The organism is Thermus sediminis (assembly GCF_003426945.1).
Lineage (GTDB): Bacteria > Deinococcota > Deinococci > Deinococcales > Thermaceae > Thermus > Thermus sediminis.
Genome location: NZ_QURO01000004.1, coordinates 1,763,469 through 1,788,733, shown reverse-complemented (window position 1 = coordinate 1,788,733; position 25,265 = coordinate 1,763,469). Strand labels below are relative to the sequence as shown.

Annotated in this window: 19 protein-coding genes; 3 read left to right on the top strand and 16 right to left on the bottom strand. The window is 68.1% G+C overall.

Going from position 1 to position 25,265, the window contains the following annotated elements:
• The first annotated feature begins 54 nt into the window (after positions 1-54).
• On the top strand, positions 55-1,899 hold the full coding sequence (gene ftsH, locus ATI37_RS10260) for an ATP-dependent zinc metalloprotease FtsH (protein ID WP_117238597.1): 1,845 nt from the start codon (positions 55-57) through the stop codon (positions 1,897-1,899).
• Between the two features lie 77 nt (positions 1,900-1,976).
• On the opposite strand, the gene ATI37_RS10255 is transcribed toward ftsH, so the two are convergent.
• The 8 genes from ATI37_RS10255 to ATI37_RS10220 are packed head-to-tail and all read right to left on the bottom strand — an operon-like array spanning position 1,977 to position 12,386.
• Positions 1,977-3,512: a glycerol-3-phosphate dehydrogenase/oxidase gene (locus ATI37_RS10255; protein ID WP_117238260.1), complete on the bottom strand. Its 1,536-nt coding sequence runs from the start codon at positions 3,510-3,512 to the stop codon at positions 1,977-1,979.
• Positions 3,509-4,999 (bottom strand): glycerol kinase GlpK, encoded by a 1,491-nt coding sequence (gene glpK / locus ATI37_RS10250; protein ID WP_117238259.1) that lies wholly within the window; start codon positions 4,997-4,999, stop codon positions 3,509-3,511. Before glpK ends, ATI37_RS10255 begins: the two co-directional genes overlap by 4 nt.
• Positions 4,996-6,042, bottom strand: a complete 1,047-nt coding sequence (galT, locus tag ATI37_RS10245; protein WP_117238258.1) for a galactose-1-phosphate uridylyltransferase — start codon at positions 6,040-6,042, stop codon at positions 4,996-4,998. Before galT ends, glpK begins: the two co-directional genes overlap by 4 nt.
• Positions 6,026-7,456 (bottom strand): glycoside hydrolase family 36 protein, encoded by a 1,431-nt coding sequence (locus tag ATI37_RS10240; RefSeq protein WP_117238257.1) that lies wholly within the window; start codon positions 7,454-7,456, stop codon positions 6,026-6,028. Before ATI37_RS10240 ends, galT begins: the two co-directional genes overlap by 17 nt.
• Positions 7,453-9,390 (bottom strand): beta-galactosidase, encoded by a 1,938-nt coding sequence (locus tag ATI37_RS10235; RefSeq protein ID WP_117238256.1) that lies wholly within the window; start codon positions 9,388-9,390, stop codon positions 7,453-7,455. Before ATI37_RS10235 ends, ATI37_RS10240 begins: the two co-directional genes overlap by 4 nt.
• A gap of 3 nt (positions 9,391-9,393) precedes the next feature.
• Positions 9,394-10,224, bottom strand: a complete 831-nt coding sequence (locus ATI37_RS10230; protein WP_117238255.1) for a carbohydrate ABC transporter permease — start codon at positions 10,222-10,224, stop codon at positions 9,394-9,396.
• Positions 10,221-11,069 carry a carbohydrate ABC transporter permease gene (locus ATI37_RS10225; RefSeq protein ID WP_117238254.1) on the bottom strand — a complete coding sequence of 283 codons (849 nt, stop codon included), beginning with the start codon at positions 11,067-11,069 and terminating at the stop codon, positions 10,221-10,223. The genes ATI37_RS10230 and ATI37_RS10225 overlap by 4 nt, the downstream gene beginning before the upstream one ends.
• A gap of 45 nt (positions 11,070-11,114) precedes the next feature.
• The gene (locus ATI37_RS10220; RefSeq protein ID WP_117238253.1) at positions 11,115-12,386 is read right to left on the bottom strand and encodes an ABC transporter substrate-binding protein; all 1,272 of its coding nucleotides are present in this window, start codon (positions 12,384-12,386) and stop codon (positions 11,115-11,117) included.
• 119 nt (positions 12,387-12,505) lie between these two features.
• Between ATI37_RS10220 and ATI37_RS10215 the strand changes: the two genes are divergently transcribed.
• Positions 12,506-13,279, top strand: a complete 774-nt coding sequence (locus ATI37_RS10215; RefSeq protein ID WP_117238252.1) for a DeoR/GlpR family DNA-binding transcription regulator — start codon at positions 12,506-12,508, stop codon at positions 13,277-13,279.
• Here ATI37_RS10215 and ATI37_RS12225 read toward each other — a convergent pair.
• The 6 genes from ATI37_RS12225 to ATI37_RS10190 are packed head-to-tail and all read right to left on the bottom strand — an operon-like array spanning position 13,259 to position 20,715.
• A complete protein-coding gene (locus tag ATI37_RS12225; RefSeq protein ID WP_232822526.1) occupies positions 13,259-13,789 on the bottom strand; it encodes a M24 family metallopeptidase in 531 nt (176 codons plus the stop codon). The two genes, ATI37_RS10215 and ATI37_RS12225, sit on opposite strands and share 21 nt — an antisense overlap.
• Positions 13,790-13,819: 30 nt before the next feature.
• Positions 13,820-14,263, bottom strand: coding sequence for an aminopeptidase P family N-terminal domain-containing protein (locus ATI37_RS12220; protein WP_232822496.1), 444 nt, complete (start codon positions 14,261-14,263; stop codon positions 13,820-13,822).
• An 8-nt stretch (positions 14,264-14,271) separates the two neighbouring features.
• The gene (locus tag ATI37_RS10205) at positions 14,272-16,320 is read right to left on the bottom strand and encodes a glycoside hydrolase family 2 TIM barrel-domain containing protein (protein ID WP_117238251.1); all 2,049 of its coding nucleotides are present in this window, start codon (positions 16,318-16,320) and stop codon (positions 14,272-14,274) included.
• On the bottom strand, positions 16,317-18,677 hold the full coding sequence (locus tag ATI37_RS10200) for a glycoside hydrolase family 31 protein (protein ID WP_117238250.1): 2,361 nt from the start codon (positions 18,675-18,677) through the stop codon (positions 16,317-16,319). The genes ATI37_RS10205 and ATI37_RS10200 overlap by 4 nt, the downstream gene beginning before the upstream one ends.
• Complete coding sequence (locus ATI37_RS10195) at positions 18,674-19,927, bottom strand: MFS transporter (RefSeq protein ID WP_117238249.1); 1,254 nt, start codon at positions 19,925-19,927, stop codon at positions 18,674-18,676. Before ATI37_RS10195 ends, ATI37_RS10200 begins: the two co-directional genes overlap by 4 nt.
• Positions 19,924-20,715, bottom strand: a complete 792-nt coding sequence (locus ATI37_RS10190; RefSeq protein ID WP_117238248.1) for a carbohydrate deacetylase — start codon at positions 20,713-20,715, stop codon at positions 19,924-19,926. Before ATI37_RS10190 ends, ATI37_RS10195 begins: the two co-directional genes overlap by 4 nt.
• Positions 20,716-20,787: 72 nt before the next feature.
• On the opposite strand from ATI37_RS10190, the gene ATI37_RS10185 reads away from it, so the two are divergent.
• Complete coding sequence (locus tag ATI37_RS10185; RefSeq protein ID WP_117238247.1) at positions 20,788-23,592, top strand: glycoside hydrolase family 2 protein; 2,805 nt, start codon at positions 20,788-20,790, stop codon at positions 23,590-23,592.
• Positions 23,593-23,595: 3 nt separating this feature from the next.
• On the opposite strand, the gene ddl is transcribed toward ATI37_RS10185, so the two are convergent.
• Entirely contained in the window at positions 23,596-24,555 is a 960-nt protein-coding gene (gene ddl / locus ATI37_RS10180) for a D-alanine--D-alanine ligase (RefSeq protein WP_117238596.1), read from the bottom strand.
• Positions 24,556-24,570: 15 nt separating this feature from the next.
• A complete protein-coding gene (gene pth, locus ATI37_RS10175; protein ID WP_117238246.1) occupies positions 24,571-25,122 on the bottom strand; it encodes an aminoacyl-tRNA hydrolase in 552 nt (183 codons plus the stop codon).
• Between the last annotated feature and the right edge of the window lie 143 nt (positions 25,123-25,265).

Genomic DNA, 25,265 nt, shown 5'->3' with positions numbered 1-25,265 from the left:
GCCCTCAGTCCTCTCACCGGGAAGGCGCTACCATAGAATCTTAGGAGGTAGATGTTGGCGCAACGGATCAACCCCTTCACCCTGGTCTTTCTGCTCCTCTTGGGTTACCTGGTCTACACCGCCTTCACCGGTCCCCCCGACCCCACCCTGGCCTACACGGAGTTTCGGGAGCTGGTGCGCCAGGACAAGGTGGCGGAGGTGACCCTGGAGGAGACCCGGATCACCGGGCTTCTCAAGGAGCCCGAGCGCCTCCCCACCCCTCAGGGGGAGCGGGTGGCCCGGCGCTTCCAGGTTCCCCTGCCTCCGGCCCAGGTCCAGGACCCTGAGCTCCTGCCCTTCCTGGAGGAAAGGGGGGTCAAGATCGTCACCAAGCCTCCTTCCCTCTGGCCCCAGGTTCTCCTTTACCTGGGTCCGGCCCTGCTCCTCATCGCCTTCTTCTGGTTCTTCTTCATGCGGGCCCAAGGGGGGGCCGGCCAGGTCATGCAGTTTGGCCAAAGCCGCGCCCGCCTCTACGGCAAGGAGAAGAACGTCACCACCACGTTTAAGGACGTGGCGGGCCACCAGGAAGCCAAGCGGGAACTGATGGAGGTGGTGGACTTCCTAAAGAACCCCAGGAAGTACCTGGAGCTGGGGGCAGAGATCCCCAAGGGGGTTCTCCTGGTGGGCCCCCCAGGCACAGGGAAGACCCTCTTGGCCCGGGCGGTGGCCGGGGAGGCCGGGGTTCCCTTCTTCTCCGTCTCCGCCAGCGAGTTCATGGAGATGTTCGTGGGGGTGGGAGCCAGCCGGGTGCGGAGCCTCTTTGAGGACGCCCGCAGGAACGCCCCCAGCATCATCTTCATCGACGAGCTGGACTCCATTGGCAGGAAGCGGGGGGCAGGAATAGGGGGAGGCCACGACGAACGGGAGCAGACCCTAAACCAGATCCTCTCGGAGATGGATGGCTTTGAGAAGGACACCTCGGTCATCGTCCTGGCCGCCACCAACCGCCCCGACATCCTGGACCCCGCCCTTCTCCGCCCCGGCCGCTTTGATCGCCAGGTGGTGGTGGGCCTCCCCTCCCTGGAGGAGCGCAAGGAGATCCTCCTGGTGCACCTGCGGGGCAAGCCCATCGCCGAGGGGATGGATGCCTTGGAGCTCGCCCACCTTACCCCTGGCTTCTCCGGAGCCGACCTCAAGAACCTGGTGAACGAGGCCGCCCTCCTCGCCGCCCGGGAAGGGAAAAAGGAGATCGGCAAGGACCACTTCCTGAAGGCCCTGGACAAGATCATCCTGGGCCTCGAGCGCCCCGCCCTGAAGCTCTCCGAGGAGGAGAGGCGGGCCGTGGCCTACCACGAGGCGGGGCACGCGGTGGTGGGGGAGGTCCTTCCCCATGCGAACAAAACGGAAAAGGTCTCCATCGTTCCCCGGGGGATGGCCCTGGGGGCCCGTTGGAGCAAGCCCGAAGAACGGGTTTTGGTCTCCAAGGACCACCTCATGGACGAACTCGCCGTCCTCATGGCCGGCCGAGTGGCGGAGGAGCTCTTCACCGGCACCGTGACCACCGGGGCGCAGGACGACTTCAAGCGGGCCACGCAGCTCGCCAAGCGCATGGTCCTGGACTGGGGCATGGGGGAGCACTTCAAGAACATCGCCTGGGGCTCGGACTCGGGGCCCGTCTTCCTGGGGGAGGAGATCGCCAAGAAGAAGGACCACTCCGAGGAGACCGCCCGCCTCATTGACCAGGACATCCGGGCCATCCTGGACGAGGCCTACGCCAAGGCCCGCCAGGTTCTCTTGGAGCACACCGAGGCCATGCACCGGATCGCCGAGGAGCTCCTGAGGGAGGAGACCATCCCCGGGGAAAGGGTCCGGGCCATCCTGAAGGAAACCGCCCCGGTGCAGAGGAGCCAGGAGGGTTGAGCGTCCGCACCTTGGTTTCCCCCCGCGCCGTCTAGCCGATAGGGGCCCCCATCGCGGAGAAGGCCGCGGTGGGGTGGCTAGCAGAGCCCCGGCAGGGCTTCCCTGGCCTCCTCCTGCTCCGCCCGCCTCCGCCCCTCGTCCCAGCCCAGGAGGGGGGCCATGCGCTCCACCACCCGGGGCAAGGCCAGGAGGGCCTGCTCCCGGTCCAGGAGGGCCAGGCCCATCCTCCGGGCCAGGACGTCCAGGGGCTTCCTGGCAAGCTCCCGCCCCACGGCCCACACCACCTCCCCCTCCAGGTAGGGCAGCCCGGGAAGGAGGGGCCTATCCCCAAGGGCCGCCACCTTAGGGGCCAGGACGCCGTAGGTGGCGTAGAGGTGCTCCGCCACCCCTTCCGGAAGGTCCAAAGGAGGCCTGGGGCCCGCCCCCAGGAGGGGGGTGGCGTGGGAGGAGGAGGGGGGGAGGGTGAGGCCCAGGTCCCCGGCCACCCGCTCCACCAGGTCCCGGGCCATGAGGCGGAAGGTGGTCCACTTCCCCCCCACCAGGGTGTAGAGGCCCCCCCGGGCCTCTATGTGGTGGTCCCGCACGAGGAACCGGGTCTCCCCCCTCCCCACCAGGGGCCTCAGGCCCGACCAGGCCGCCCGCACCCGGCCCGAGAGGTCCCCCAGGTAGGGGCGGACCTCCTCCAGGAGGTAGGCCACCTCCTCCTCCCGGGGGAGGGGGCAGGGGGTGGGCCCGGCGGGGAGGTCCGTGGTCCCCAGGAGGGCCCTCCCCCGGTAGGGCAAGAGGAAGAGGACCCGGCCGTCTCGGGTCCGGGGGAGGAGGAGGCCCGCCTCCAAGGGGTAGTCCAGGACCAGGTGGGCCCCGCTAGAGGGGGTGAGGAGGGGAGGGAGGTCGGGGTCCAGGAGGCGGCGCACCCCGTCCGCCAAAGGGCCGGTGGCGTTCACCACCGCCTTGGCCCAGACCTCCACCTCCCTCCCCGTGAGGCGGTCCTCCACCACCGCCCCCCGCACCCTCCCCCCCTCCAGGAGGAGGGCCTTGGCCTGGGCGTGGTTCAGGGCCACGCCCCCCCGCTCCAGGGCGGAGAGGATAAGGGCCAGGTTCAGGCGGAAGTCCTCAAACTGCCCATCCGCGTAGGCCACGCCCCCCAGGGTGGGCGGGAGGTCGGGGAAGAGGGCCCGCACCGCCCCCGGGGGGAGGTAGCGGCTTGGGGCCAGCCACCTCCTCCCCGAAAGGAGGTCGTAGAGCTTGAGGCCCGCCCAGTAGTAGGGGATCTCCAGGGGCCGGAAGAGGGGGGTGACCAGGGTGAGGGGCCGGGCCAGGTGGGGGGCGAGCCCCAGGACCACCCGCCTCTCCCCCAGGGCCTCCCGCACCAACCGGAGCTGGCGAGGGTCCAGGCGCCGCACCGCGAGCTCCAGGTACCGCACCCCCCCGTGGAGGAGCTTGGTGGAGCGGGAGCTCGTCCCCGAGGCGAAGTCCTTCGCCTCCACCAAGGCGGCCTTCAGGCCCCTCAGGGTAGCCTCCCACAACACCCCCGCCCCCGTGGCCCCGCCCCCCAGGACGAGGAGGTCCCAGGGTTCCCTTAGCCTTTCAAAGAGGGCTTCCCGGTCCGTCACGCTCCCTCCCTGGCGAAGCCCAGGGCCCGCTCCACCGCCCGCCGCCACCCCCGCCAGAGGGCCTGGCGGCGCTCCTCGGGCATCCGGGGGAGGAAGCGGGCCCCCAGGCCCCAGGCCCCCCGCACCCCCTCCAGGTCCAGCACCCCAGCCCCTACCCCCGCCATGAGGGCCGCCCCCAGGGCCGTGGTCTCCGTCACCCGGGGCCGGGCCACCCCCCTCCCCAGGAGGTCGGCCTGGATCTGGAGGAAGAGGTCGTTCCCCGCCATGCCCCCGTCCACCCGGAGCTCCCGGAGGGGGAGACCCGCCTCCCCCGCCATGGCCTCCGCCACCTCGGCCACCAGGAAGGCCACCCCCTCCAGGGCCGCCCGGGCCAGGTGGGCCTTGGTGGTCCCCCGGGTCAGGCCCAGGATGGCCCCCCGGGCGTAGGGGTCCCAGTAGGGGGCCCCCAGGCCGGTGAAGGCGGGGACCAGGTAGACGCCGCCCGTGTCCGCCACACCCCCCGCCAGGGCCTCCACCTCCCCCTCCTCCCCCAGGAGGCCCACCTCCTTCAGCCACTGGACAGCCGCCCCCGCCACGAAGATGCTCCCCTCCAGGGCGTAGGTGGCCCTTCCCCCTAGCTGCCAGGCCACGGTGGTGAGGAGGCCCCTCTGGGAAGGGACGGGCTTTTCCCCCGTGTTCAGGAGGAGAAAGGCCCCCGTGCCGTAGGTGCACTTCCCCTCCCCCGCCAAGAGGGCCGCCTGGCCAAAGAGGGCCGCCTGCTGGTCCCCAAGAACCCCGCGGATGGGAATGGGGGCCCCAAAGAGCTCCCCAAGGGCTTCCCCAAACTCCCCGTCCGAAGGGCGCACCTCGGGAAGCATGGCCCGGGGAATCCCCAGGAGGTCCAGAAGCTCCCCGTCCCAAGAGAGGGTGTGCAGGTTGAAAAGCAGGGTGCGGCTGGCGTTCGTGGGGTCGGTGGCGTGCACCCTGCCCCCGGTGAGCCGCCAGAGGAGCCAGGTGTCCACGGTGCCGAAGAGGGCCTCCCCCCTCTCCCCCTTCGCCCGCAGCCCGGGGACGTTTTCCAGAAGCCAAAGGAGCTTGGTGCCGGAGAAGTAGGGGTCCAGGAGGAGGCCCGTGCGCTCCCGGAAAAGGGGCTCCAAGCCCCTCCCCCTCAGGGCCTCGCACAAGGGGGCCGTGCGCCGGTCCTGCCAGACGATGGCCCGGTGGAAGGGCCTCCCCGTGGCCCGGTCCCACACCAGGGTGGTCTCCCGCTGGTTGGTGATCCCCAGGGCCACCACCGCCCCGGGGTCCACCCCCGCCTGGCGCAAAACCTCCCGGGCCGCCCATGCCTGGGTCTCCCAGATCTCCTCGGGGTCGTGCTCCACCAGGCCCGGGGCCGGGTAGTGCTGCCCAAACTCCCGCCGGGCCATCCCCACCACCTCCCCCGCCAGGGTGAAAAGAAGGGCCCGGCTGGAGGTGGTCCCCTGGTCCAGGGCCAAAAGATACCTCATAACGCCTCCCGTAAAAGCCCCGCCGTCTCCTCCGGCAAGGCGTCTACCACAAAGGTCCCCGCCCCCAGCTCCGTGCCCGCCAGGAACTTGAGCTTGTCGCGATTGCGCCTTGGTGGGTAGAACTCCACGTGGAAGTGGAAGGTGCGCTCCTCCCCGAGGGGGGCAGCGTGGAAGACCATGACGTAAGGGAAGGGTTCCCCATGGAGGGCATCGTACCGGGCCACCACCCGGCCCAGGAGGCGGGCGAAGGCAGCCATCTCCCCCTCGCTAAAGGTCCAGGGGCCGGGGTGGCGCTCCCTGGGAGCCACCCAGACCTCAAAGGGGTAGCGGGCAAAGGGGGGAACAAAGGCGAGAAAGCCCTCCTCCTCGTCCACCGCATAGGGCCCGAGGTGGGGGAAAAGCTCCAGGAGGACCCCCCGCTCCCGGAAGGCCTGGCCCTCCCGCTCCAGGACTGGGGGCACGAAGGGGTAGGCGTAGATCTGCCCGTGGGGATGGTGGAGGGTGACCCCCACCGCCTCCCCCCGGTTCTCAAAGGGCATGACGAAGCGCACCCCCTCTAGGGCGTAGAGGGCCTGGTACCGCTCCCGCCAGACCCAGGCGAGGAGGAGCCTCTCCTCCTCGGAGAGGGAGGCCAGGCTTCCAGCGTGGGCCTCCGTGTAGACCACCACCTCGCACCGGCCAGAGGCCTCCCCCACGGCCACGGGAGGCCCCTCGGGCGGGGCGGGAGGGTCTGGCACTAGGGAGGGGAAGCGGTTCTCAAAGACGGCCACCTGGAAGCTGGGGAAGGGGATCTCCGTGGGGAAGCCACCTTCCCGGCCTGGGCAGAGGGGGCAGTGCTCCTTTGGGGGAAGGAAGGTGCGCTCCTGGCGGTGGGCGGCGTAGACCACCCACTCCTGCCTTAAGGGGTGGTAACGCAGGTGGGGAGCCGCGCGGAAGGGCTCGGCGGGCTCGGGGAGGGGGGAGTCCTCGAGGGGGGCGAGGCCGTAGAGGATGAGCTCCCGCCCGTCGGCCTTGCGGTGGTGGCGTTTATAGAACGCGGGCATAGTCCAACACCTCCTCCCCCACCTGGAAGCGGTAGGGGCCCAGGCGGCGCACGGGAGGATCCTGGGAGAGAAAGGCCCGAAGGCGCGCCCTCTCCTCGGGTAGGAGCCAGGAGGGCGGGTCCGAGGTGGCCTTAAAGGCCGTGAGGTGGGCCAGGCCCTCCTGCAGGCGCATCTCCTCCGGGCGCAAAAGGTTGAAGCGGGTGCGGAAGTAGGCCACGTCCGGGTCCACGTGGACGTTATCCAAAAGCCAAAGCCGGTGGAGGCTGGTGCGCAGGGCGTTCCTGAGCCCGGGCCCCGTGGGGTCGGAAAGCCAGAGGGAGCGGTCCTCGTTGTCCCAGTAGGGGGCCACGTCCGGCCCCACCCGGAGCCCATCGGCAAGGCCCAGGGAGGCGAGGACAGGGGCCCCGCAGAGGAGGAGGTAGGCCTCCCCCGCCGCCTGGCGGATCCGCCCCATGGCCTCCCGGTACCGACCCTCCCCCCCGGCCCCGGGGAGGGCAGCGGCGTAGAGGAAGTCCAGCTTGAGGTAGCCGTACCCCCAGGCGAGGGCCTTCCGCACCAGGCCCACGGCGAAGTCCACCACCTCTTCCTTACCGGAATCTAGAGCAAAAAGGGGCTTCCCCCAGTTGAAGCCCGCAGGGATGGGCCTGCCTTCCCCGTCCCTGAGGACCCAGTCGGGCCGCTCCCGGTAGAGGGGGCTATCCGCCGTCACCAGGAAGGGGGCGAGCCAGAGGCCAGGCCTCAGGCCCCTCTCCCGGATGGCCTCCGCCAAGAAGGCCATGCCCCGGGGGAACCGCTCGTTGGGCTCCCAGTCCCCGAGAGCCCGCTGCCAGCCGTCGTCCACTTGGAAAACTTCAAAGGGATACTCTCGGATCTCGTCTAGGATGGTCAGGAGAAGGGATTCGCTGATGCCCGTGTAGAGGCTATACCAGGAGCACCAGACCCTTGGTGGCTTCCCGGATAGCTGCCTGGGGAGGTGCCTGGCGTAGGCGGCGAAGACGGCCTCCTCCTCTCCGTAGGCCAAGAACCAGGCACCGGAGCCCTCGGCGTACCGCCCGAGAAGCAGGCCCTCCTCCCCCCGAACCCGGGCTCCGAGGTCCAGGGCGCCGAGGAGGAGGACCCCGCCCTCTGGCCCTTTCAGGGCCCCCACCCCGCTTCCCCACCAGGCCCCGGACTCCAGGAGGAAGGGATCGTCCGCCTGGGGCCGCCGCGCCTCCGGGAGGAGGGGCCTTGGGGCCTTCCCCAGGGCCACCCAGGCCGCTAGGCTCCAGCTCTGCCAGCCGTGGCGGAAGAAGGCCTGGGCCTGGAAGGGGGGGAAGATCCGCACCTCCTTCCCCCAGAGGCGGAAACCCCCTTCCCCGGGTTCTAGGGAGTCCGCCTCGAGGGCCACCTCCATCTTGCCCAGGCTTACCCTCATCCCTCCTCCCATACCGCAAGGTCGTAGGGCGGAATCCACCTTTCCCCAAGGAGGAACCGCGCCTCTCTAGGAGCAGGCGCCTCCACCGCCTGGGGGCCGTAGTTGAAGGCGAAGACCCAAGGTCCCCGTCGCCTCAGCCGAAGCCCTTCCGGCAAAAGCCTCACGGGAAGCCCCACCTCCCCCGCCAAAAGGGCAAGGAGCGCCCCCAGAAGCTCCGCTGAGGGCCAGGCTGCCAGGTAAAGGTAGCGCCCTGAGCGGAACAGGGCCCCCCAGCCATCCGAAAACCGTAGGAGGGGCTCCAAGGGGCTTTCCACCCACTCGCGCCAAAGCCCCAGGGCGTAGACCCCCAAGGATCCCTCCACCCTCTCCCTGAGGTCTAGGGGCAGGCTTTCCACCCGCACCACCTTGAGGGGAAGGAACTCTTGAAGCGATCCCGGGGGAAGCTCAGGGGGAATCTGAAAAGTCTTGGTCTTGCTCCCGCTCCTGGGACCAAAGAGGACCAGGCCATCCGCTCCCTTGAAGGCCTTAAGAGCCTCGCCACCCACAAGGGGTAGGCTGGGCACCACCACCAGGGGGTAGCCCTGTAGCGAGGCCCCCGGGGGGAGAAAATCCACGTCCAAGCCCAAGCGCCTAAGGGCACCGTAGAAGAGGTAGACCAAGCCCAGATAACTCCACTCCGCCCCTTGGGGCTGGATCTCATAGACCCACGCCGCCTCCGGGTCATAGACCAAGGCCACCGGGGACTGCCTGAGGGAAGGGAGGTCTAGGCCCTCTAGCTCCTCCGCTACCTTCTTAGCCTCAAAAAAGGCCAGATCGGGGGCGTAATCGGGACGGTTAAGCCCCGCGTGCATCTGCTCTTGGGCAAAGGGCACCTGCCGCCAGCGGAAGTAGGCGACCACCTCTGCTCCATGGGCCAGGGCCTCCCAGGTCCAAAGCCGCACCATGCCAGGGGCAGGGCTCGGGTTGTGTGGAGCCCAGTTCACGGGACCTGGCTGCTGCTCCATCACCCAGAACCGTCCCCGCCCCACCCCCCGATAGAGGTCATGATGGAAGGCGGCCACATCAGGGTGGCCAGTGCGGGCGTAGCGGAGCTTCTCCTCTGGGGGCAGGGGCATCAGGTCGGTGAAACCGAGGGGGTAGCTGTCCCAGCTGGCGAAGTCCAGGTCCTGGGCCAGGGCGAAGGGGTCCAGGTCGGTGAAGAAGCCCATGAAGTTGTGGGTGACAAACCTCCCCGGGGCGTGGGCCCGCAAGATCTCCACCTGCAGGCGATTGAAGGACCTCACCTGGTCCGAGGCAAAGCGGTAGTAGTCCAGGAGGTGGCTGGGGTTGGCCTCCGCCACGGTGAGGTGGGGAAGTTCCACCTCGGTGAAGCCCCGGTAGCGCTGGCTCCAAAAGGCTGTCCCCCAAGCCCGGTTCAGGGCCTCTACCTCCCCGTATCGGTCCGCCAGCCACCTTTGGAAAGCCGCACGGCAGCGCGGGCAGTAGCAACGCACGGTGCCGTGGCAGCCGTACTCATTGTCCGTCTGGAAGCCGACCACGGCCGGATGGCTCCCGTAACGTTGCGCCAGGAGGGTCACGATCCGCTGGGCCTCCTCCCGGTATGCGGGGCTAGAAAAGCAGTAGTGCCGTCTGCCTCCGAAGCTCCGCCTCCTCCCCTCCCGGTCCACGGGGAGAATCTCTGGGTACCGGTCCACCAGCCACTTGGGGGGCGTGGCCGTAGGGGTACCTAGCACCAACTTTAGCTCCTCTCCCGCCAGGGTGGCCAGGGCCTCGTCCAGCCAGGACCAGTCCAGATGCCCAGGTTCAGGCTCGAGGAGGGCCCAGGCGAACTCCCCAAGGCGCACGTAGCTTAGCCCGAGTTCCCGCATCCGTCTAGCGTCTTCCTTCCAGTGCACCTTGGGCCAGTGCTCCGGATAATAGCAGACTCCCAACATGCCTCACTCCTTCACTGCGCCAGCGGTGATGCCCGCCACGAAGTAGCGCTGCAAGAATAAAAAGAGCACGAGGAAAGGGAGTGTCATCAGCACCGAGCCCACCATGATCCCACCCCAGGAAACCCGGGTGAGGCCGATCAGGGTGCCCAAGGCAACGGGGGCGGTGTACATCTCCCTCTCAGAAAGGACCAAAAGGGGCCAGAGGTAGTCATTCCAGGCGGTTAGGAAAAGGATCAAGGCTAAGGCGGCTAGGGATGGGGTCACCATGGGAAGGGCGATCTGGAAAAAGATCCGGCCCTCGCTGGCCCCATCCACGCGCGCTGCATCTAAAAGGGAAGAAGGCAGGGAGAGGAAGACCTGGCGCATGTAGAAAACCCCCAAGGCGTTAGCCAGGAAGGGAAGGACTACCCCCCAGTAGGTGTTGGCGAGGTTCAGCTCCCGGGCCACGAGGATGTACTGGGGGATGAGGACCACGAAGTAGGGGATGGTTAGGGTGGCTACGATTAAGGAGAAAACAAGGGCCTGTAGGCGGAAGCGGTAGACAGCTAGAGCGTACCCCGCCGAGGCGCTGAGGAGAAGCCCCCCCAGGGTGTAGAGAAGGGAAACCACCACACTATTCGCCATGGCCCGGAAAAAGTTGGTATCGGCTTGCAGGCCTGCCAAGTTCTCCAAAAACCTTTCCCCAGGCAGGAGGGGCGTGGGAACCCGGAAGATCTCGTGCTCAGGCAGGGTGGAGAAGACCAGCATAAGCCAGAGAGGAGCCAGCCAAAGCAGGGCAAGAGGGGTCAGAAGCCCGTGCAGACCTATGGAAAGCCAAAAACGTTTCCTTTTCACCGCTCCCTCCAAAGGCGCATCTGCATAAAGGAAAACCCCGCCGCCAGCAGGGCCACCGTGTAGGCGATGGCCGAGGCATACCCGAAGTTGAAGCCGCGAAAGCCCTGTTGGTAAAGGTAAAGTCCCAAAGTCATGGTGGCGTTTCCCGGCCCTCCTCCGGTGATGAGGAAGGGTTCGGTGAAAAGCTGCAGCGTGCCAATAATGGATAAGACCAGGGCAAACAAAAGTACCGGGCGCAGGCCAGGAAGGGTCACATGCCAAAACTGCTGCCAGGGACTTGCCCCATCCAAGGAGGCGGCCTCGTAAAGCTCCCGGGGAATGCTCTGAAGCCCCGCCAGGAGGATGATGGCGTTGTAGCCCGTCCAGCGCCAGGTAAGGGCGATAACGATTACCGCCATGGCAGGACCAGGAGCGTAAAGCCAGTCGTACCCTGGGTGGCCTAGGGCCTGGAGGAAGGCGTTGACCGCGCCAAACTCGGTGTTGAAGAGGAGGCGGAAAATGGCGGAGTAAGCCACAGCCCCCACCACCACTGGGGCGAAAAAGGCAAAACGGTAGAACCCCTTCAGGCGTAGAAGGGCGGAGTTCAAGGCTAAGGCCAGCAACAAGGCTAAGACCAGCATCAGGGGCACCTGGACCACCAGGATGAAGAGGGTGTTCTTGAGGGCCACGAAGAAAAAGGGGTCCTGGAGGAGACGGCTCCAGTTCACCCCGGGATCAAGGTGCCAAGGATAAACCCGGGTGTTAAGGAAGGAGAGGTAGAAGGAGTAAAGGATGGGCCACGCCCAAAAGAGGCCGAAGAGAAAGAGGTAGGGGGCGAGGAAAAAGAGGGGGGCCTTGGTGCGCATGGGGGAAGGGCGGGGCCGCAGTACAGACCCGCGGCCCCAAAGAACCTACCTGGCGATGGGCAGTCCTGTGGCCCGGCTGATTTGTCTGGCTGCGGCGTCCAGGGCTTCTTCGGCAGTCCTATACCTACCCGCCAGGAAGTCCACCTGAACGGCGGTCAAGATCTGCCTAGCCTCCTGAAAGTATTGGGTGCCCCGGGCGGGCGGAATCCTGCCCAGGGTGCCCAGGACTAGCTGCCAGATGGGCTGGTTTCCCCAATAGGGTTGGGGTTGCCTCACATAGGGGTCGTTCAGGGCGGGCAGGTAGGAGGGGACCAGACCGTACTCTCTGAGCATGGTGATCTGCCCCTCGGTGGTGGCCAGGGCATGCCTCACAAAGGCCCAAGCCGCCTCCTTGTTCCTGCTGCTGGCGGGAATGGCTAGGGCTGAGCCCCCGAGGTTAGCCGCCCGCACGCCCCCTCTCTGCGAAGCCGGCATGAGGAAGACTCCCCAATTACCCGCTTGGTCTGGGGCGTTGGTGCGAATGGTGCCCTCGTACCAGGCGCCGAACATGGCGCTGGCCACAGCGCCGGCCCTGAAGTACTGGATCTGCTCGTTCCAGCCGCCAAAGGCCACCACGCCGGCATCCACCAGCTTCTTGATGGTCTCCAAGGCCCTCACGCAGCCAGGTTGGTTTACGGTAACGGCGGTGCCCTGGTTATTGAAGTAGAAGCAGCCGTTCTGGTTGGCCAGCATGCGGAACCACTCATCGTCCTGACCATTGGCGATGGTACCCATCCTCACCCTGCCCCCAGTGACCTGGAGCATCCTCCTGCCAGCTTCAATGAATTCATCCCAGGTTTCAATCCTGCTGGGGTCAATTCCTGCCCTCTGGTACAGGTCGCGCCGGTAGAAGACGACCACCGGACCAGAGTCCCAGGGGATGGCGAAAATCCTGTTGCCCATGGTAAGCTCAGTCCACTTGAACTCGGGGAAGTCGTTCCGCAGCTGGTTAGCCCCGAAGGTGGTCAGGTCAGTGAAGCAGTTAGGGAAACGGCTCCAGAAAACCTCGGCTTCGTTGTTCTCCACCGAGTAGACGTCGGGGAGGTTCCTTCCCCCAGCTGCGCATCCCGCTAGCCCTCGGTCAAAGACCTGCTGGTTCCCCAGGTCCACCACCCTAACCCTGACGTTGGGGTAAAGCCTGTTGAAGCTGGGGACCACCGCCTCGAGGGCCTTGGCAGCGATGTCCCAGCTCCAGACCGTGATCTCGCCCCTTAAGGCCATGCTCTGCCCCCAAGCCAAACCGAGAAGGGGCACCAGTGCCAAAAGTCTCGCCTTCATGCCGTCCTCCTTTGACCCCCTTGGGGTAGGCCGATTTTACGCTTACCTTCTTTTGCTTGTCAAGTCTGCCGTTTTCACAAGCTTCCGCAAGATAAAAGAAAGTATGGCAGAATAGGGGCATGTCCACCCTGGAAACCCAAGCCCGGCGAGAGAAAATCCTTGCCCTCCTCCGGCAAAACGGCCAGGTGCAGGTGGCTGACCTGGCTAAGACCTTTGGGGTCTCCCAGGTGACGGTGCGGGCCGACCTCGAGGCCCTGGAACGCCAGGGCCTCCTAAGGCGTCTCAGGGGGGGGGCTGTTCCCTGGGAGGCCCGCCGTTTTGAGCTTCCCCTGGAGGTCACCCGTGCGGTCCACGCCCGGGAAAAGGAGGCCATCGGCAAGCGGGCGGCGGGCCTGGTCAAGGACGGGGACGTGGTGATCCTGGACGTGGGCAGCACCACTACCGAGGTGGCCAAGGCCCTCTCCCCAAGCCTCAAGGACGTGGTGGTCATCACCAGCGCCCTCAACATCGCCCTCCTCCTGGAAAACCACCCCGGCGTCACCGTGATCGTCACCGGAGGGAGGCTAAGGCCCCTCCAGCACTCCCTGGTGAACCCCTTCGGCACCCTCCTTCTGGAGGAACTGAACGCGGACAAGGCCTTCTTGGGATGCAACGGAGTCCACCCCGAGCGAGGCTTCACCAATACCAACCTGGAGGAGGCCGAGATCAAAAAGGCCATGGCGCGGGCCGCCCGGGAGGTCTACTTCCTGGCAGACCACTCTAAGCTCCTCCAGGTAGCCGCCGCCAAGATCGCTCCCCTTTCGGCCGCCACCCTGCTCATCACCGACAAAAAGGCGCGCCCCGAGGCCCTCGAGGCCCTGAAGAATGCTGGCCTAACCCTGGAGGTGGCGTAGGAGGTCAGGCCGCCTCCTACTCCCGATCGCCACCTGGGGCCAAAAAGGGTCCTCCGTGAGGTTCAAGAGGCCCTCCTCCGTGAGGAGAAAGGTGTCCTCCACCTTAGCCCCCGCTAAGCTCGGGTTCCAGGCCACGGCCATGCCCACCTCCAAGGCCAGCGGGTGGCCCGGCGTGGCCAAGACCTCCCGGGAGCGGTACCCGCCCACGCCCCCCTGGTGGTGCTCCTCCCAGGCCCCGGGGAAACCCACCTCCCCGTAGGCCCCCTGGATGGCAGCCAGGACCCCGCCTAGGGTGGCCCCAGGACGAGAAGCCTCTAGGGCCACCCGCTCCACCTCCAGAACCCGGCGATAGCGGGCCTCCACCTCGGGGCGGCCCAGGGCCACCATCCGGGTCAGGTTGGCCACCAACCCCCCCCGGGAGGCACAGGCCACCGCCATGAAGGCCCGGCCCAAGGGGCGGTCCTTGGGCAGGGGGTGGCGGTGGCGGAAGAGCCTTTCCTCCCCTGCCACCAAAAGCAAGAGGGGGCGGAGGCCCCGCCCCTAGAGGGTCTCCGCCAGGGCCCCAGCCAGCTGGTACTCCTTCCAATCCGTCCGGGCCTGGCCCACCGCCTCCCCGAAGGCGGAGGCCGCCTCCCGCCCTAGCTCGCGGAAGACCCCCTGAGCCTTGGGGGAAAGGACCAGACGCAAGGGGGTGAGGTCGTGCTCCAGGTCGTTGGGGCTTCCCGGCGAGGGGAAGGCGTACCAGGGATGGACCTTAACCGGAAGGCCCGGGGCCTCCTCCTCCACCATACGGGGGTGCTCTATGGCGCTCGTGTGGAGAATCACCTCCTCCCCCACCTCCAGGTAGGCCACCCCCTCCCCCATCCCCAGGGTGTTCTCCCCGCCCAAAAGCCAGGCGAAGTTCTCCGGCCGGGCCACATGGAAGCGGCCCAACCCCTTTGCCTCCATGAAGCGGCGCAAGCGGCTCCAGGCCTCTAGGTCCATGCCCTAGGCTACCAGGCCACCCCCAGAGGAAGAAGGGGGGGCAGGTAGGTGAGGGCCACCTCGTGCCGGGACCAACGCCTCTCCCCCTCCCAGGCCTCCCCCACCAAGCGGTAGGCCCCGGGGGAAAGCCTCCCCAGGGCCTCCCGCAAGGGAGCCAGGGAGTCCTGCCCCTCTAGGGGGGCCTCCCAAAGCTCCATGAGGTGGAAGAAGCGCCGCGCTTCAGCCGGCCCCAGGACCACCTCCCCTTCCCACAAGGGGAGCCTTTCCTCCCCCTCCAGCCAGAGGAGCACCCGCAGGGTGAGGGGCCGGGGCAGGTCGCTCACCAGCCAGGCCTCCATGAGGGGCGGCCCGCCCACCTCCAGCCTTTCCCGGAAGGGCACCAGGGAGAGGAGGACGGGGCTGCTGGCCTCCTTGAGGGCGAAGTACCCCCTCTTGGGGACGCGCTCCACGTCCAAGACCGCCCAGGTGATCCCCTCCCAGGGCTCCACGAACATGAACTGGAAGTAGCCCACCACCCTACCCTTGGCCCGGCGGTAGGCGTGGATGGCGAACTCCAAGAGCTTCGCCTGGTAGGCCTGGGAGCTTTCCACGAAGGCCTCGAGGCTCTCCCCCACCTCCACCCCCGCCACGCGGAAGGTCTCGTGGGGCTGGAAGTTGTGGTAGGCCCAGACCTCCCACTTGGGCGGCCAGGCGGCCTCCCCCAGGACCCGCCTCAGAAGCTCCGCCCGGGGCAGGGCCTGGGCCCCGAACTCCGAGGGCAGGGGGGCCCCGGGGAGGGCCAGGAAGTCCCGGTGGTGCCCATAGTACCAGCCAGGGTAGGGGTGCTCCCGGAAGTCCGAGGCCTCCTTGGCGGGGCGGGTGGGGTCCGCCTCCTTCAGGGCCGCAAGGAGGAGGGGGCCCAGGGTGTGGCGGTTGTGGGTGGGCTCGTTCTGGGCGCACCAGAGGTAGATGGAGGGGTGGGCCCCCAGAAGGTCCACCATGGCCCGGACCTGGCGCAGGGCCTCCTTTGCGAAGGCCTCGTCGGGGGCGTACCCCCACTGCAGGGGGAAGTCCTGCCAGACCAGGATCCCCTCCCGGTCGCAGGCCCGGTAGAAGGCGGGGTGGGTCACGTGGGCGTGGACCCGCACGGCGTTCAGGTGGGCCTCCTTGAGGAGGGCCGCGTCCTTCTGGGCCGCCTCCTCGCCGTAGGCCGCAAGCCACTGGGTGGGGATGAGGTTGGTGCCCCGGAGGAAGAGGCGGCTCCCGTTCAGGAGGAGCCAACCCTCCCCATCCACCTCTACGGTGCGAAAGCCCAAGGGGACAGCAAGGGAAGCCCCGGCCACCTGGGCCTCGAGGCGGAAAAGGTGGGGGAAGCCCCGCTCCCACACCTCCCAAAGGGGCATCTCCGGCAGGTCCCAAACCACCCCAAGCCAGGCCCGCCCCCCATCCCCCCGCAAGGGCGCCGCCTTCTCCAGGGCCTCCCCGGGGAAGTTTTCCGGAAGGAGGCGGAGCTCAACCTCCTCCTGGAAGGCCCGGGGAGCGTCCACCAGGAACTGGACCAGGAGCCGCCAGCCCTTGGGGGTCCGGTGAAGGCGGTGGGTGAGGGCCAGGAGGGCCACCTCCTCCCGGACCCAAAGCTCCACCCCGCCCCAAAGCCCCCCGGTGCCCCGCTCCTGCCCCCTCTCCGTGTTCCCCCCGGGGCGGCAGTCGTGCTGGCCCAAGACCCCCTTGATCTGCCGCTTGAAGCGGGGCCACTGGCCCAGGGGCTCCTTGGGGGCCGAGACCCGGAGGAGGAGCTCCCGCCCCGGGGGAAGCTCCAAGAGCCAGGGGAAGAAGTACCCCTCGTGCCGCCCCAGGTAGGCCCCCTCCAGCCAGGCCTCCTGGGAGTAATCCCCCCAAAGGCGCAGGAAGCGCCTTGGCCCCACCTCGGGCACCTGGAGGCGGTACCAGCCCACCTCGGCCTCCAGGCCCTCGAGGCTCCACTGGTGGGGCAGGGCCACCTCCCGCCACCCCTCCCCGGGAAGCCCCCCGGGGTCCTGGGCCGGATGGGACAGAAACAGCGCCCTTTCCAGCTTCATCCCTCCACCTCCAAAAACGCTTCAAGAAAAGGGGGAAGGCGGAGAAGCCCGTCCTGAACAGGATAGAACGCGTCCCCCACCCTTCCCCCCTTGAGCCTGGCCCCGTGCAGGCGAAGCCCAAGCCCCTCCCAGGGCCAGGGGTAAGCCCCCTCCCCCTGCCACAGGAGCCGCCCCCCCTCCAGGAGGAAGCGGTCCAGCCGGGAAGGCCCCTCCCCATCCCCCTCGTCCCAGTAGAGAACCCCCTCGGCCCGGCCCTCCGGCCCCGGGTAGAGGTGGAGGACCAGGCCCTCCCCCTCTGCCAGGGGCAAGGCGGCGCCCGCCCGCACGAAGAGGGGGATGCGCTCCAAGGGCGCCTCGGCAAAGACCTCCCCGGGCCCCTCCACCAGGCGGTGGCTCCAGAAGTCATACCAGAGGCCCCTGGGCAAGGGGACCAGGCGGTGGCGCACCCCCTCCTCCACCACCGGGGCCACGAGGAGGGCATCCCCCAGGAGAAAGGCGTCCTCTGCCTCCCCCTCGGGGTCCAGGAAGAAGAGGGGGCGGACCAGGGGGTAGCCCTTCTCCCGGGCCTCCCAGGCCAGGGTGTAGAGGTAGGGGATGAGGGCCTGGCGAAGCCGCGCAAAGTTCCGCAGGATGGAGAGCACGGGCTCGCCGAAGCGCCAGGGCTCCCGCCTGGGGGTGGAGATGGCGGAGTGGAGGCGGAAGAAGGGCATGAAGGCCGCGGCCTGGAACCAGCGCAGGAAGAGCTCGGGGGAGGGGTGGCCGCTGAAGCCCCCGATGTCCGAGCCTGTGTAGGGTACCCCGGAAAGCCCAAGCCCCAGGACGATGCCCACGGTGCGCCGCAGGGCCTCCCAGCTGCTCTCCACGTCCCCCGTCCAGTTCCAGGCGTAGCGGGCCAGGCCCGCCCAGCCGGAGCGGGAGAAGAGGAAGGGCCGGGCCACGCCCCGCGCCCGCAGGGCCTCGTGGGTGGCCCGGGCCATGAGGAGGCCGTAGAGGTTGTGGGCCTCACGGTGGTCCCCCTCCTGGCCCTCGAGGGCGTGCCGGGTGGGCTTGGGCAGGGTGGGGTCCCCCCAGGCGGCGAAGGCCGCGGGCTCGTTCATGTCCAGCCAGAAGCCTTGGACGCCCAGGGCGAGGAGCTCCCCGCACCGCTCCCCCCACCAGGCCCGGGCCTTGGGGCTGGTGAAGTCGGGGAAGGCGCACCACCCCGGCCACACCGGGGCCTTGAGGAGGCGCCCTCCCGGAAGGGTGCAGAAGACGCCTTCCCTAAGGCCCGACTCAAAGGGGGGAAAGCCGGCCTCGGCCTTGACCCCGGGGTCCAGGATGAGGACCGTGCGCACCCCCCGCCCCTCCAGGTCCCGCACCAGCCCCTCCAGGTGGGGAAACCGCCCCCGGTCCACGGTGAAGACCCGGTGGCCGTCCATGTAGTCTATGTCCAGGTGGAGGGCAGAAAGGGGGAGGTCGTGGGCGAAAAACCCCTCCACCACCTCCCGCACCTCCTCCTCCGTCCTAAGGCCCCAGCGGGCAAAGTGGAGGCCCAGGGCGAAGCGGGGCGGGAGGGGGGGCCTGCCCGTGAGGGCGGTGTAGGCGGCCAGGGCCTCCTGGGGCTTTCCGGGAAAGAGGTAGTACCTCAGGGCCCCGCCCGCAAAGGCCACCAGAGCCGCTTCGCCGCGGAGGTCCAGGGAGGCCTCGTAAGGGTTCTCGTAGAAGACCAGGTACCCGCCCCCTGGCTTGCGGGAGAGGAGGAGAGGCAGGGTGAGGTACAAGGGGCCCTCCTCCGGGCCGTAACTCCCCCCCACGTCCCGGTTCCAGAGGCGGTAGGCCCGGCCCCGGCGGTCCAGAGGGGCCGCCACCCCCCCAAGGCCATGGAGCCGCTCCCCCGGGGCCAGGTCCACCCGGTGCCGCCAGGCCTCCCCTTGGCGCTCGGGCAGGGCCTCCCGCCGCCACACCCGCCCCCTTTCGTCCAGGAAGAGGAGGCCCTCCGGCCCCACCTCGAGGCGAAGGCCCCCCGCCCTCAGCACAAAGCGCCCCCCCTCCCCCTCCCGCTCGGGCTCCAGGAGGGCCGGGGCTTTCTCTATGGCGTAAGGGGGCGGGAGGCGGCCCGGGGTCCAGGTGAGGCGGAGCCCCCCCTCCAGGAAAACTGCCTCCAGCTCCCCCTCGGGGAAGAGGAAGCGGCCGCCCCCCGGGATGGCCGCCACGGCCTGGGGCGGGCCCACGGGGCGCCAAGGGGACTTGGGCGCGGGCTCCTTACGGTTCCAGGAGTCCCGGAGAAGGGCGTAGAGGAGGGCCCGCCGGGTCCCCTCCGGGCCCAGAAAGCGGAGGGCCTGGAGGGCCCTTTGCCAAAAGCGGAGTCCCGGCTTCATTCCCGCACCTCGTGGGGGAAGAGGGCGGTGAGGAGGAAGGCCAGGAGGATGGCCACCCCCGGCACCACGGAGATGAGGAAGCGGAAGGCCAGGCCGGGGTTGGGCCCCGGGTTCTCCCCGCTCACGTAGCCGAAGAGGGGCCCCAAAAGGAGGAAGGCCGCGCCCACCAAGGCCCCGGAGACCCGCCCCAAGAAGCCCACCAGGCTATAGTAGGCCCCTTCCCTACGGGTGCCCGTCCTCTCCGCGTCCAGGTCTATGACCTTGGCCATGACCACCGCCCCCGTGACCCGGACCCCGGCGAAGCCCACCCCCACCAGGGCTCCCACCAGGAGAGCGGGAAGGAGGCTTTGGGGCAGGAAGAGGAGGAGGGCGCTCAGGCCCATGAGGAGGTGGGCTAGCCGCCAGGCCCGCTTCCCCCCCAGGGCCCGGGAAAGCCATCCCCAGAGGAAGACCGAGGGCAGGGCCACCAGGAAGACGGCGGCGAAAAGGAGGGTGGTGGCCGCCTCGGGCAACCCTAGACTATGCTTGGCGTAGAAGGCCATGGCCGTCTGGATCACCGTGCGCCCGAACTCAAAGAGAAGCCCCACCACGGCCGCCACCCAGAAGGCCCCGTTGCCGAGGACCAGGCGGAAGGAGGGCAAAAGTCCAAGCCCGCTTTCCGCCCTGGGGTCCTCCTCCACGCCCGAAAGGAAGAAGAGGAAGGCGAAGAGGGCCAATCCCGCGAAGAAGAGGGCCATGCCAGCAAAGCCAAACTGGGCGTAGATCAGCGGGGCCAGGGCGATACCTAGGATGAGACCAAAGAGCTCCGTGCCCCGCTGTAAGGCCGCGGCCTGGGCCCTGTGCGAAAGGCCTCGGAACATCTCCGGGAAAAGGGCACCGTAGTTGGTCCAGATCACGGTGGCCGCGGTTTCATAGAGCACGATGGCCAGGGCAAAGTAATAGGGGAGCACCTCCGGGCTCTTGGCCCAGTCCGGAACCCAGAAGACCAGGAGGTAGAAGAGGAGGAAAAGGGGAATGCCCAGGAGAAGCCAGGGCCGCCTGCGGCCCAAAGGGGTCCTGGTGCGGTCGGAGAGGTGGCCGAAAAGGGGATCGTTCACCGCGTCCCAGATTGCATACAGGCTACGCGCAAGGGCATAAAAGGCAGCGGATAACCCGAGCTTTTCCAGATAGAAAAAGGCCAGATAGGTGCCAAAACTCTCCGAAACGATGGTGAGACCCATTTGCCCCGAGGCGTAGCGCCAAGCCTTCATAAGGTCTCCCCGACCTCTTCCCAAGTGAGGGGGTGGAACTCGGAGAGGACCCGGCGGACCTCGGGGTGGCTTAGGGCGAAGTAGTCCGCCTCCCGGGTAGCCCAGTCCGGTAGGGCCCGGCCCTCGGGGGTGGGCAGGGCGCCATGGTGGACCAGGTGGTAAAGCCCCGGGGGAAGCCGGGAGAGGTCCAGGTAGAAGCCAAGCCGCTCCTCGGGGGGAAGGCCGTAGGGGTCCAGGAAGCGCACCCGGGGGAAGGGGGCCCTTTCCATCAGGCGGAGGAGGTCGGGGAGGAAGGCCTTAGGGATGCCCAGGCCCTCGAGGCTCTCCGGAACCAGGGCGGGCAGGCGGTACTCCTGGGCCAAGCGCAGGTAGACCTCGGCCAAATCCGGCCTCAGGACCGCCCCCTGGTGGGTGTCCAGGTGGGTGGGGGTAAAGAGCCTCCTGGCGGCCTCTATCTGGGCCCTGAGCTCCCTTTCCACCTCCTCCGCCCGGGCCCTTCGCCAAAGGGCCTCCAAAGAGGAAGGGAAGAACCCTGCCTCATCCTTCAGGCTTTCACCCTCCGTGAGGGGGCGCATCCGGGGAGCGGGCCACTCGCTGGTGAGGACCAGGTGGACCCCCAGGTCCCGGCCCCGCACCCCGCCCGCCCAGGCCCCGGGGACCATGACGCTCCCCGTGGGAAAGCCCAGGGCCAGATAGGCCCCGTTTTGGGCGTGGGTCAGGCCCAGGTCGTCGTGGTGGAGGATGAGGACCCGCCTGCCGGAAAGCCCCAACCGCTCTAGAAGGCTCATGCTACCCCCCTTTTGCCCCAAGGTTACATTTCCTCCCCTTAAAGGGTCAAACCCATTGTAAACTTTGGGCTGGTGATCCCCCGGCCCGAACACCCCCGCCCCGACCTGGAGCGCCCGGCGTGGCAGACCCTCAACGGCATCTGGGAGTTCGCCTTTGATCCAGAGAACATCGGGATGGAGGGAGGATGGTTCACCTCTCCCCCCACCTTCCCCTTGCGCATCCGGGTGCCCTTTCCTTGGGAAAGCCGGCTTAGCGGCCTTGGGCGCACGGGCTATAGGGGCGTCGCCTGGTACCGGCGCCCCCTCGCCCTCCCCGAGGCCTGGAGGGGCAGGCGGCTTTGGCTTTGCTTTGGCGCGGTGGACTGGCACGCCACGGTCTGGCTCAACGGGGAAAAGGTGGGGGAGCACGCGGGCGGCTACAGCGAGTTCCGCTTGGATGTCTCCCAACAGGCGAGCTTCTCCATGCCCAACCAGCTCACCGTCCGGGTAGCCGACTTCACCGACCCGGTGCTGCCCACGGGCAAGCAGGTGGGCTGGTACACCCCCACGAGCGGCATCTGGCAGACCGTCTGGCTGGAGGCCACGGGGCCGGTGGCCATCCGGGGATTCCGCATCCTTCCCCTGGCGGGACGGGACCACCTTCCCACGGGAAGGGTGCGGTTCGCCATCCGGCTGGACCGGGGAGAGGAAGGGAGCGGGGAGGTCTGGGTGCAGGTACGCTCCCCTGAAGGGCGGTTTCCCACCGCGGAGGCTAGGGCAGCGCCGGACCAGGAGGAGATGGAACTGGAGATCAGGGTCCCCGAGCCCATCCTCTGGAGCCTCGAGGCCCCCCACCTCTACCCTGCGGAGATCCTGCTCCGCGCCGGAAGAGGGGCAAAGTCCAGGGTTTACGACCGCGTCCGCACCTATTTCGGCATACGTACCATCGCCTTTGGGGGGTACGCTGGGGAGTACAGCTTTGTCCTGCTGAACGGCAAACCCATCTACCTGCGCGGGGTCTTGGACCAGTCCTTCAACCCCGAAGGCCTCTACACCGCCCCCAGCGAGGCCTTTTTGCGAAGGGACCTGGAGCTGGCCAAGGCCGCAGGCTTCAACATGCTCCGCATCCACGTCAAGGCCGACGAGCCCCGCCGCCTCTACTGGGCCGACCGCCTGGGCCTTTTGGTCCAGCAGGACCTGCCCAACACCTGGCTCCTCACCCACCCCGGGGCCCCCTACACCCCCGAGAACGCCCAGCGCGCCCGCAAAGCCTTTGCGCAAACCCTGCGCGCACTCGTAGAGCGGGACTTCAACCACCCGAGCCTCTTCTGCTGGACGGTCTTCAATGAGGAGTGGGGCCTTGGCAGCCCGGAAAAGGCTCCGGAAGAGCACCGCATCGGCTGGGCCCTGGAGATGGTCAGCCTGGCCCGCCGGCTGGACCCCACGCGGCTGGTCCACGACAACTCGGGCTGGTCCCACCTGGACACCGACCTGAACTCCTTCCACTGGTACGGGCGGGATGCGGAGGTTCCCCGGCAGCTCTGCCGCCAGGCCAGCGCGGAGCACCTCAGGCCCGGAGAGGAGTGGAACTACCTTCCGGGCTACCGGCAACGGGGCGAACCTTTCGTGAACAACGAGTTCGGCTACGTAAGCGCGGAGGACGGGGACGAGGACATCTCCTGGGGGGTGCTCTCCTACGCCAACGCCCTGCGGAGTTGCGAAGGCCTGGTGGGCTACACCTACACCCAGCTAACCGACGTGGAATGGGAACACAACGGCGTCTACAACTACGACCGCTCCCCCAAGCGCTTCGGGTACGAGTTCTGGGCCCCGGGCATGACGGTGCGGGATGTATTCGCCGAGGACTTCCTGGTCCTGGATGTACCCGCCATCAAACAGGCCCGCCCGGGAGAGAGGGTGGACGTGCCCGTGCTCTTTAGCCACATGAGCGGCCGCCACGAGGAAGGGCTGACCCTCCGGTGGCAGATGCGGTGGCTGGACCGCTTCGGCAACTGGCGCGAGAGCCGGGTGGAGTCCAGGGAGTGTCCGCGCTTTCCTCCCTACCGGCTGACACCCTTGGGGACCATCCCCCTCACGCTGCCGCAGGAACCCGCCTTGGCAACCCTCGTGGCCTGGGTAGAGGGCGCTGAGGCCGGGCGGGTACACACCAACTACACGCAGTGGTGGGTGCGGGAAACGGGGGGCCTGCCCAGGGTGGAGGTGGTGGACGCCAGCACCCTGGCCCTGCGCTTCGCCCCCGAGGACTTCTGGGAAAGCCGCTTCAGCGAGGCCTCCGCACCTCCAACCCCCCTCGAGGGCAAGCACTACGGTCGGGGGCACGGGTTTGTGGAGTACCGGCTCCGCTTACCCGAAGGCGTTACCCTGGAAGGGGCAGAATCCCTCACCTTTCTCTGCGAGGTCGCCGCCAAAGCCGGGCGGGAGAAGGTGGACTGGCCTGGGCGGCCGCACCCTCAGGACTACCCCCAGTCCGGGGGCAAGGCGTTTCCCACCACCGTGGAGGTCTCCGTCAACGGGGTGCACGTGGCCACTTGGGAGCTTCCCGATGATCCCGCCGACGCCTGCGGGGTCCTTTCCCACTGGCGCGGCCGCGAAGGGGGGTCGTACGGTTACCTAAGGCAGGCCCAGATCCGCATGGACTCCCCCGAGGGCCTGGCCATCCGAAATCGTTTGGCGGAGCAGGGCCACCTGGTTCTCCGCCTCGAGGTGCCCTGGAACGCCGTCCACCGGGGCGGCCTGGCCATCTACGGCGAGGGTATGGGCTGCTATCCCGTGGAGCCGACGGTGTTGCTGCGGTACGCCGAACCGCTTCCCCTACCCGTGGGCTGGACCTCCCACACCCCTGTGGGGCTGAGGCGGGAGGGGCTGGAAAGCCCCTAGGGTTCAGGCTAGGGCAAGCTCCACTAGACGCTTCAGAAGCCCGGGGTAGGTCAGCCCCTTGGCCAGGAAGAGGCGGGGGAACATGCTGGTGGGGGTGAAGCCAGGGATGGTGTTCACCTCGTTCAGGTAGACCTCCCCCTCGGAGAGGAAGAAGTCCACCCGGGCCATGCCCCTGAGGCCCAGGACCTTGTAGGCCTTCAGGGCCGTTTCCTGAACCGTCTCCTCCGTCCCCGGGTCCAAGGGGGCGGGGACGAGGAGCTCCGCCCGGCCTGGGGTGTACTTGGTTTCATAGTCGTAAAAGGGGGCCTGGTAGCGCACCTCCCCCACGGGGCTGGCCTCGCCAAAGACGTTCCCCAAAACCCCCACCTCCAGCTCCCGCACCCCCAGGAGGGCCTTTTCCACCACGGCCTTGGCGTCGTGGCGGAAGGCCTCCTCCAGGGCCCCTTCCAAGTCGGCGTAGCGCTCCACCCTGGTGATGCCGATGCTGGAACCGGTGTTGGCGGGCTTCACGAAGAAGGGGGGCTCAAAGGGGACGAAGGGAGTCTCCCCCCGGTGGAGGGCCACCCAGGGCACCACGGGAATCCCCGCCTGGGCCAGGACCCGCTTGGAGAGGTCCTTGTCCATGCAAAGGGCGCTCCCCGCCACCCCCGCCCCCACGTAGGGCTTGCCCAGCATCTCCAAAAACCCCTGGATGGTGCCGTCCTCGCCCAGGCGCCCGTGAAGGAGAGGAAAAAACACCCCGTAGCGGTCCCAGTCCAAGGGGGGTGGGAAGGGGTGCTCCCCTTTGGGGGCCAGCTTGGCCTCGAGGGCCCCAAGGGCTTTCTCCCCAAGGAGCCAGCGCCCGTCCTTGGCGATCACCGCAAGCTCCGTGGGAAAAGGGATGTGGCGCAAGACCCCCTCCGCGGAGGCCAGGGAGACCTCGTGCTCGGGGCTTCTTCCGCCAGCGATGAGGAGAACCTGGATGGCCATGCCTAAAGCTTACCCGCCCCTTAGGTCCAACCCGTTGAAGCGGTCGGCGCAGGGGAGGAGCCCCTCCTCTACCCAACACCAGACCGCCTCCTTGGCGGCCTCCATGACCCGGGCCAGAAGGGGCTCTTCCTCCTGGGAAAAGGGCGAGAGGACGTAGGCCGCCCCCAGCTCCTTGGCGGGGGGCTTGCCGATGCCGATCCGCAGGCGGTGGAAGGCCAGGGTGCCCAGGGCCTCGGCGATGGAGGCCACCCCCCGGTTCCCTGCGGCGGCCCCCCCCGCCCTAAGGCGCAGGCGGCCCAGGGGCAGGTCCATCTCATCGTGGACCACTAGGATTCTTTCTGGAGGAATCTTGTAGAAGCGGGCCAGGGGGGCCACCGCCCGCCCCGTGAGGTTGTAGTAGGTGAGGGGCTTCAGGAAAAGACCCCCTTTGGCCTCCGCCAAAAGGGCCTCCCCCTTCTTGCGGAAGGAGAGGCCCAGGCGGTCCAGGACCATGAAGCCCACGTTGTGCCGGGTCTTGGCGTAGGCCTTCCCCGGGTTTCCCTGCCCTACCACAAGGAACATACGCTCTCTCCGGGAAAAAGCGGGGGCGGCCCCACCCCCCGGCCGCCCCTTTTCCCCACCCAACCCCCCTAGCCAAGACCCATAGGGGGCATGGCCTTGGCGCCTTTTGGGGCCCCATGCTGGCCCAGGCCAGGATGGGGTGG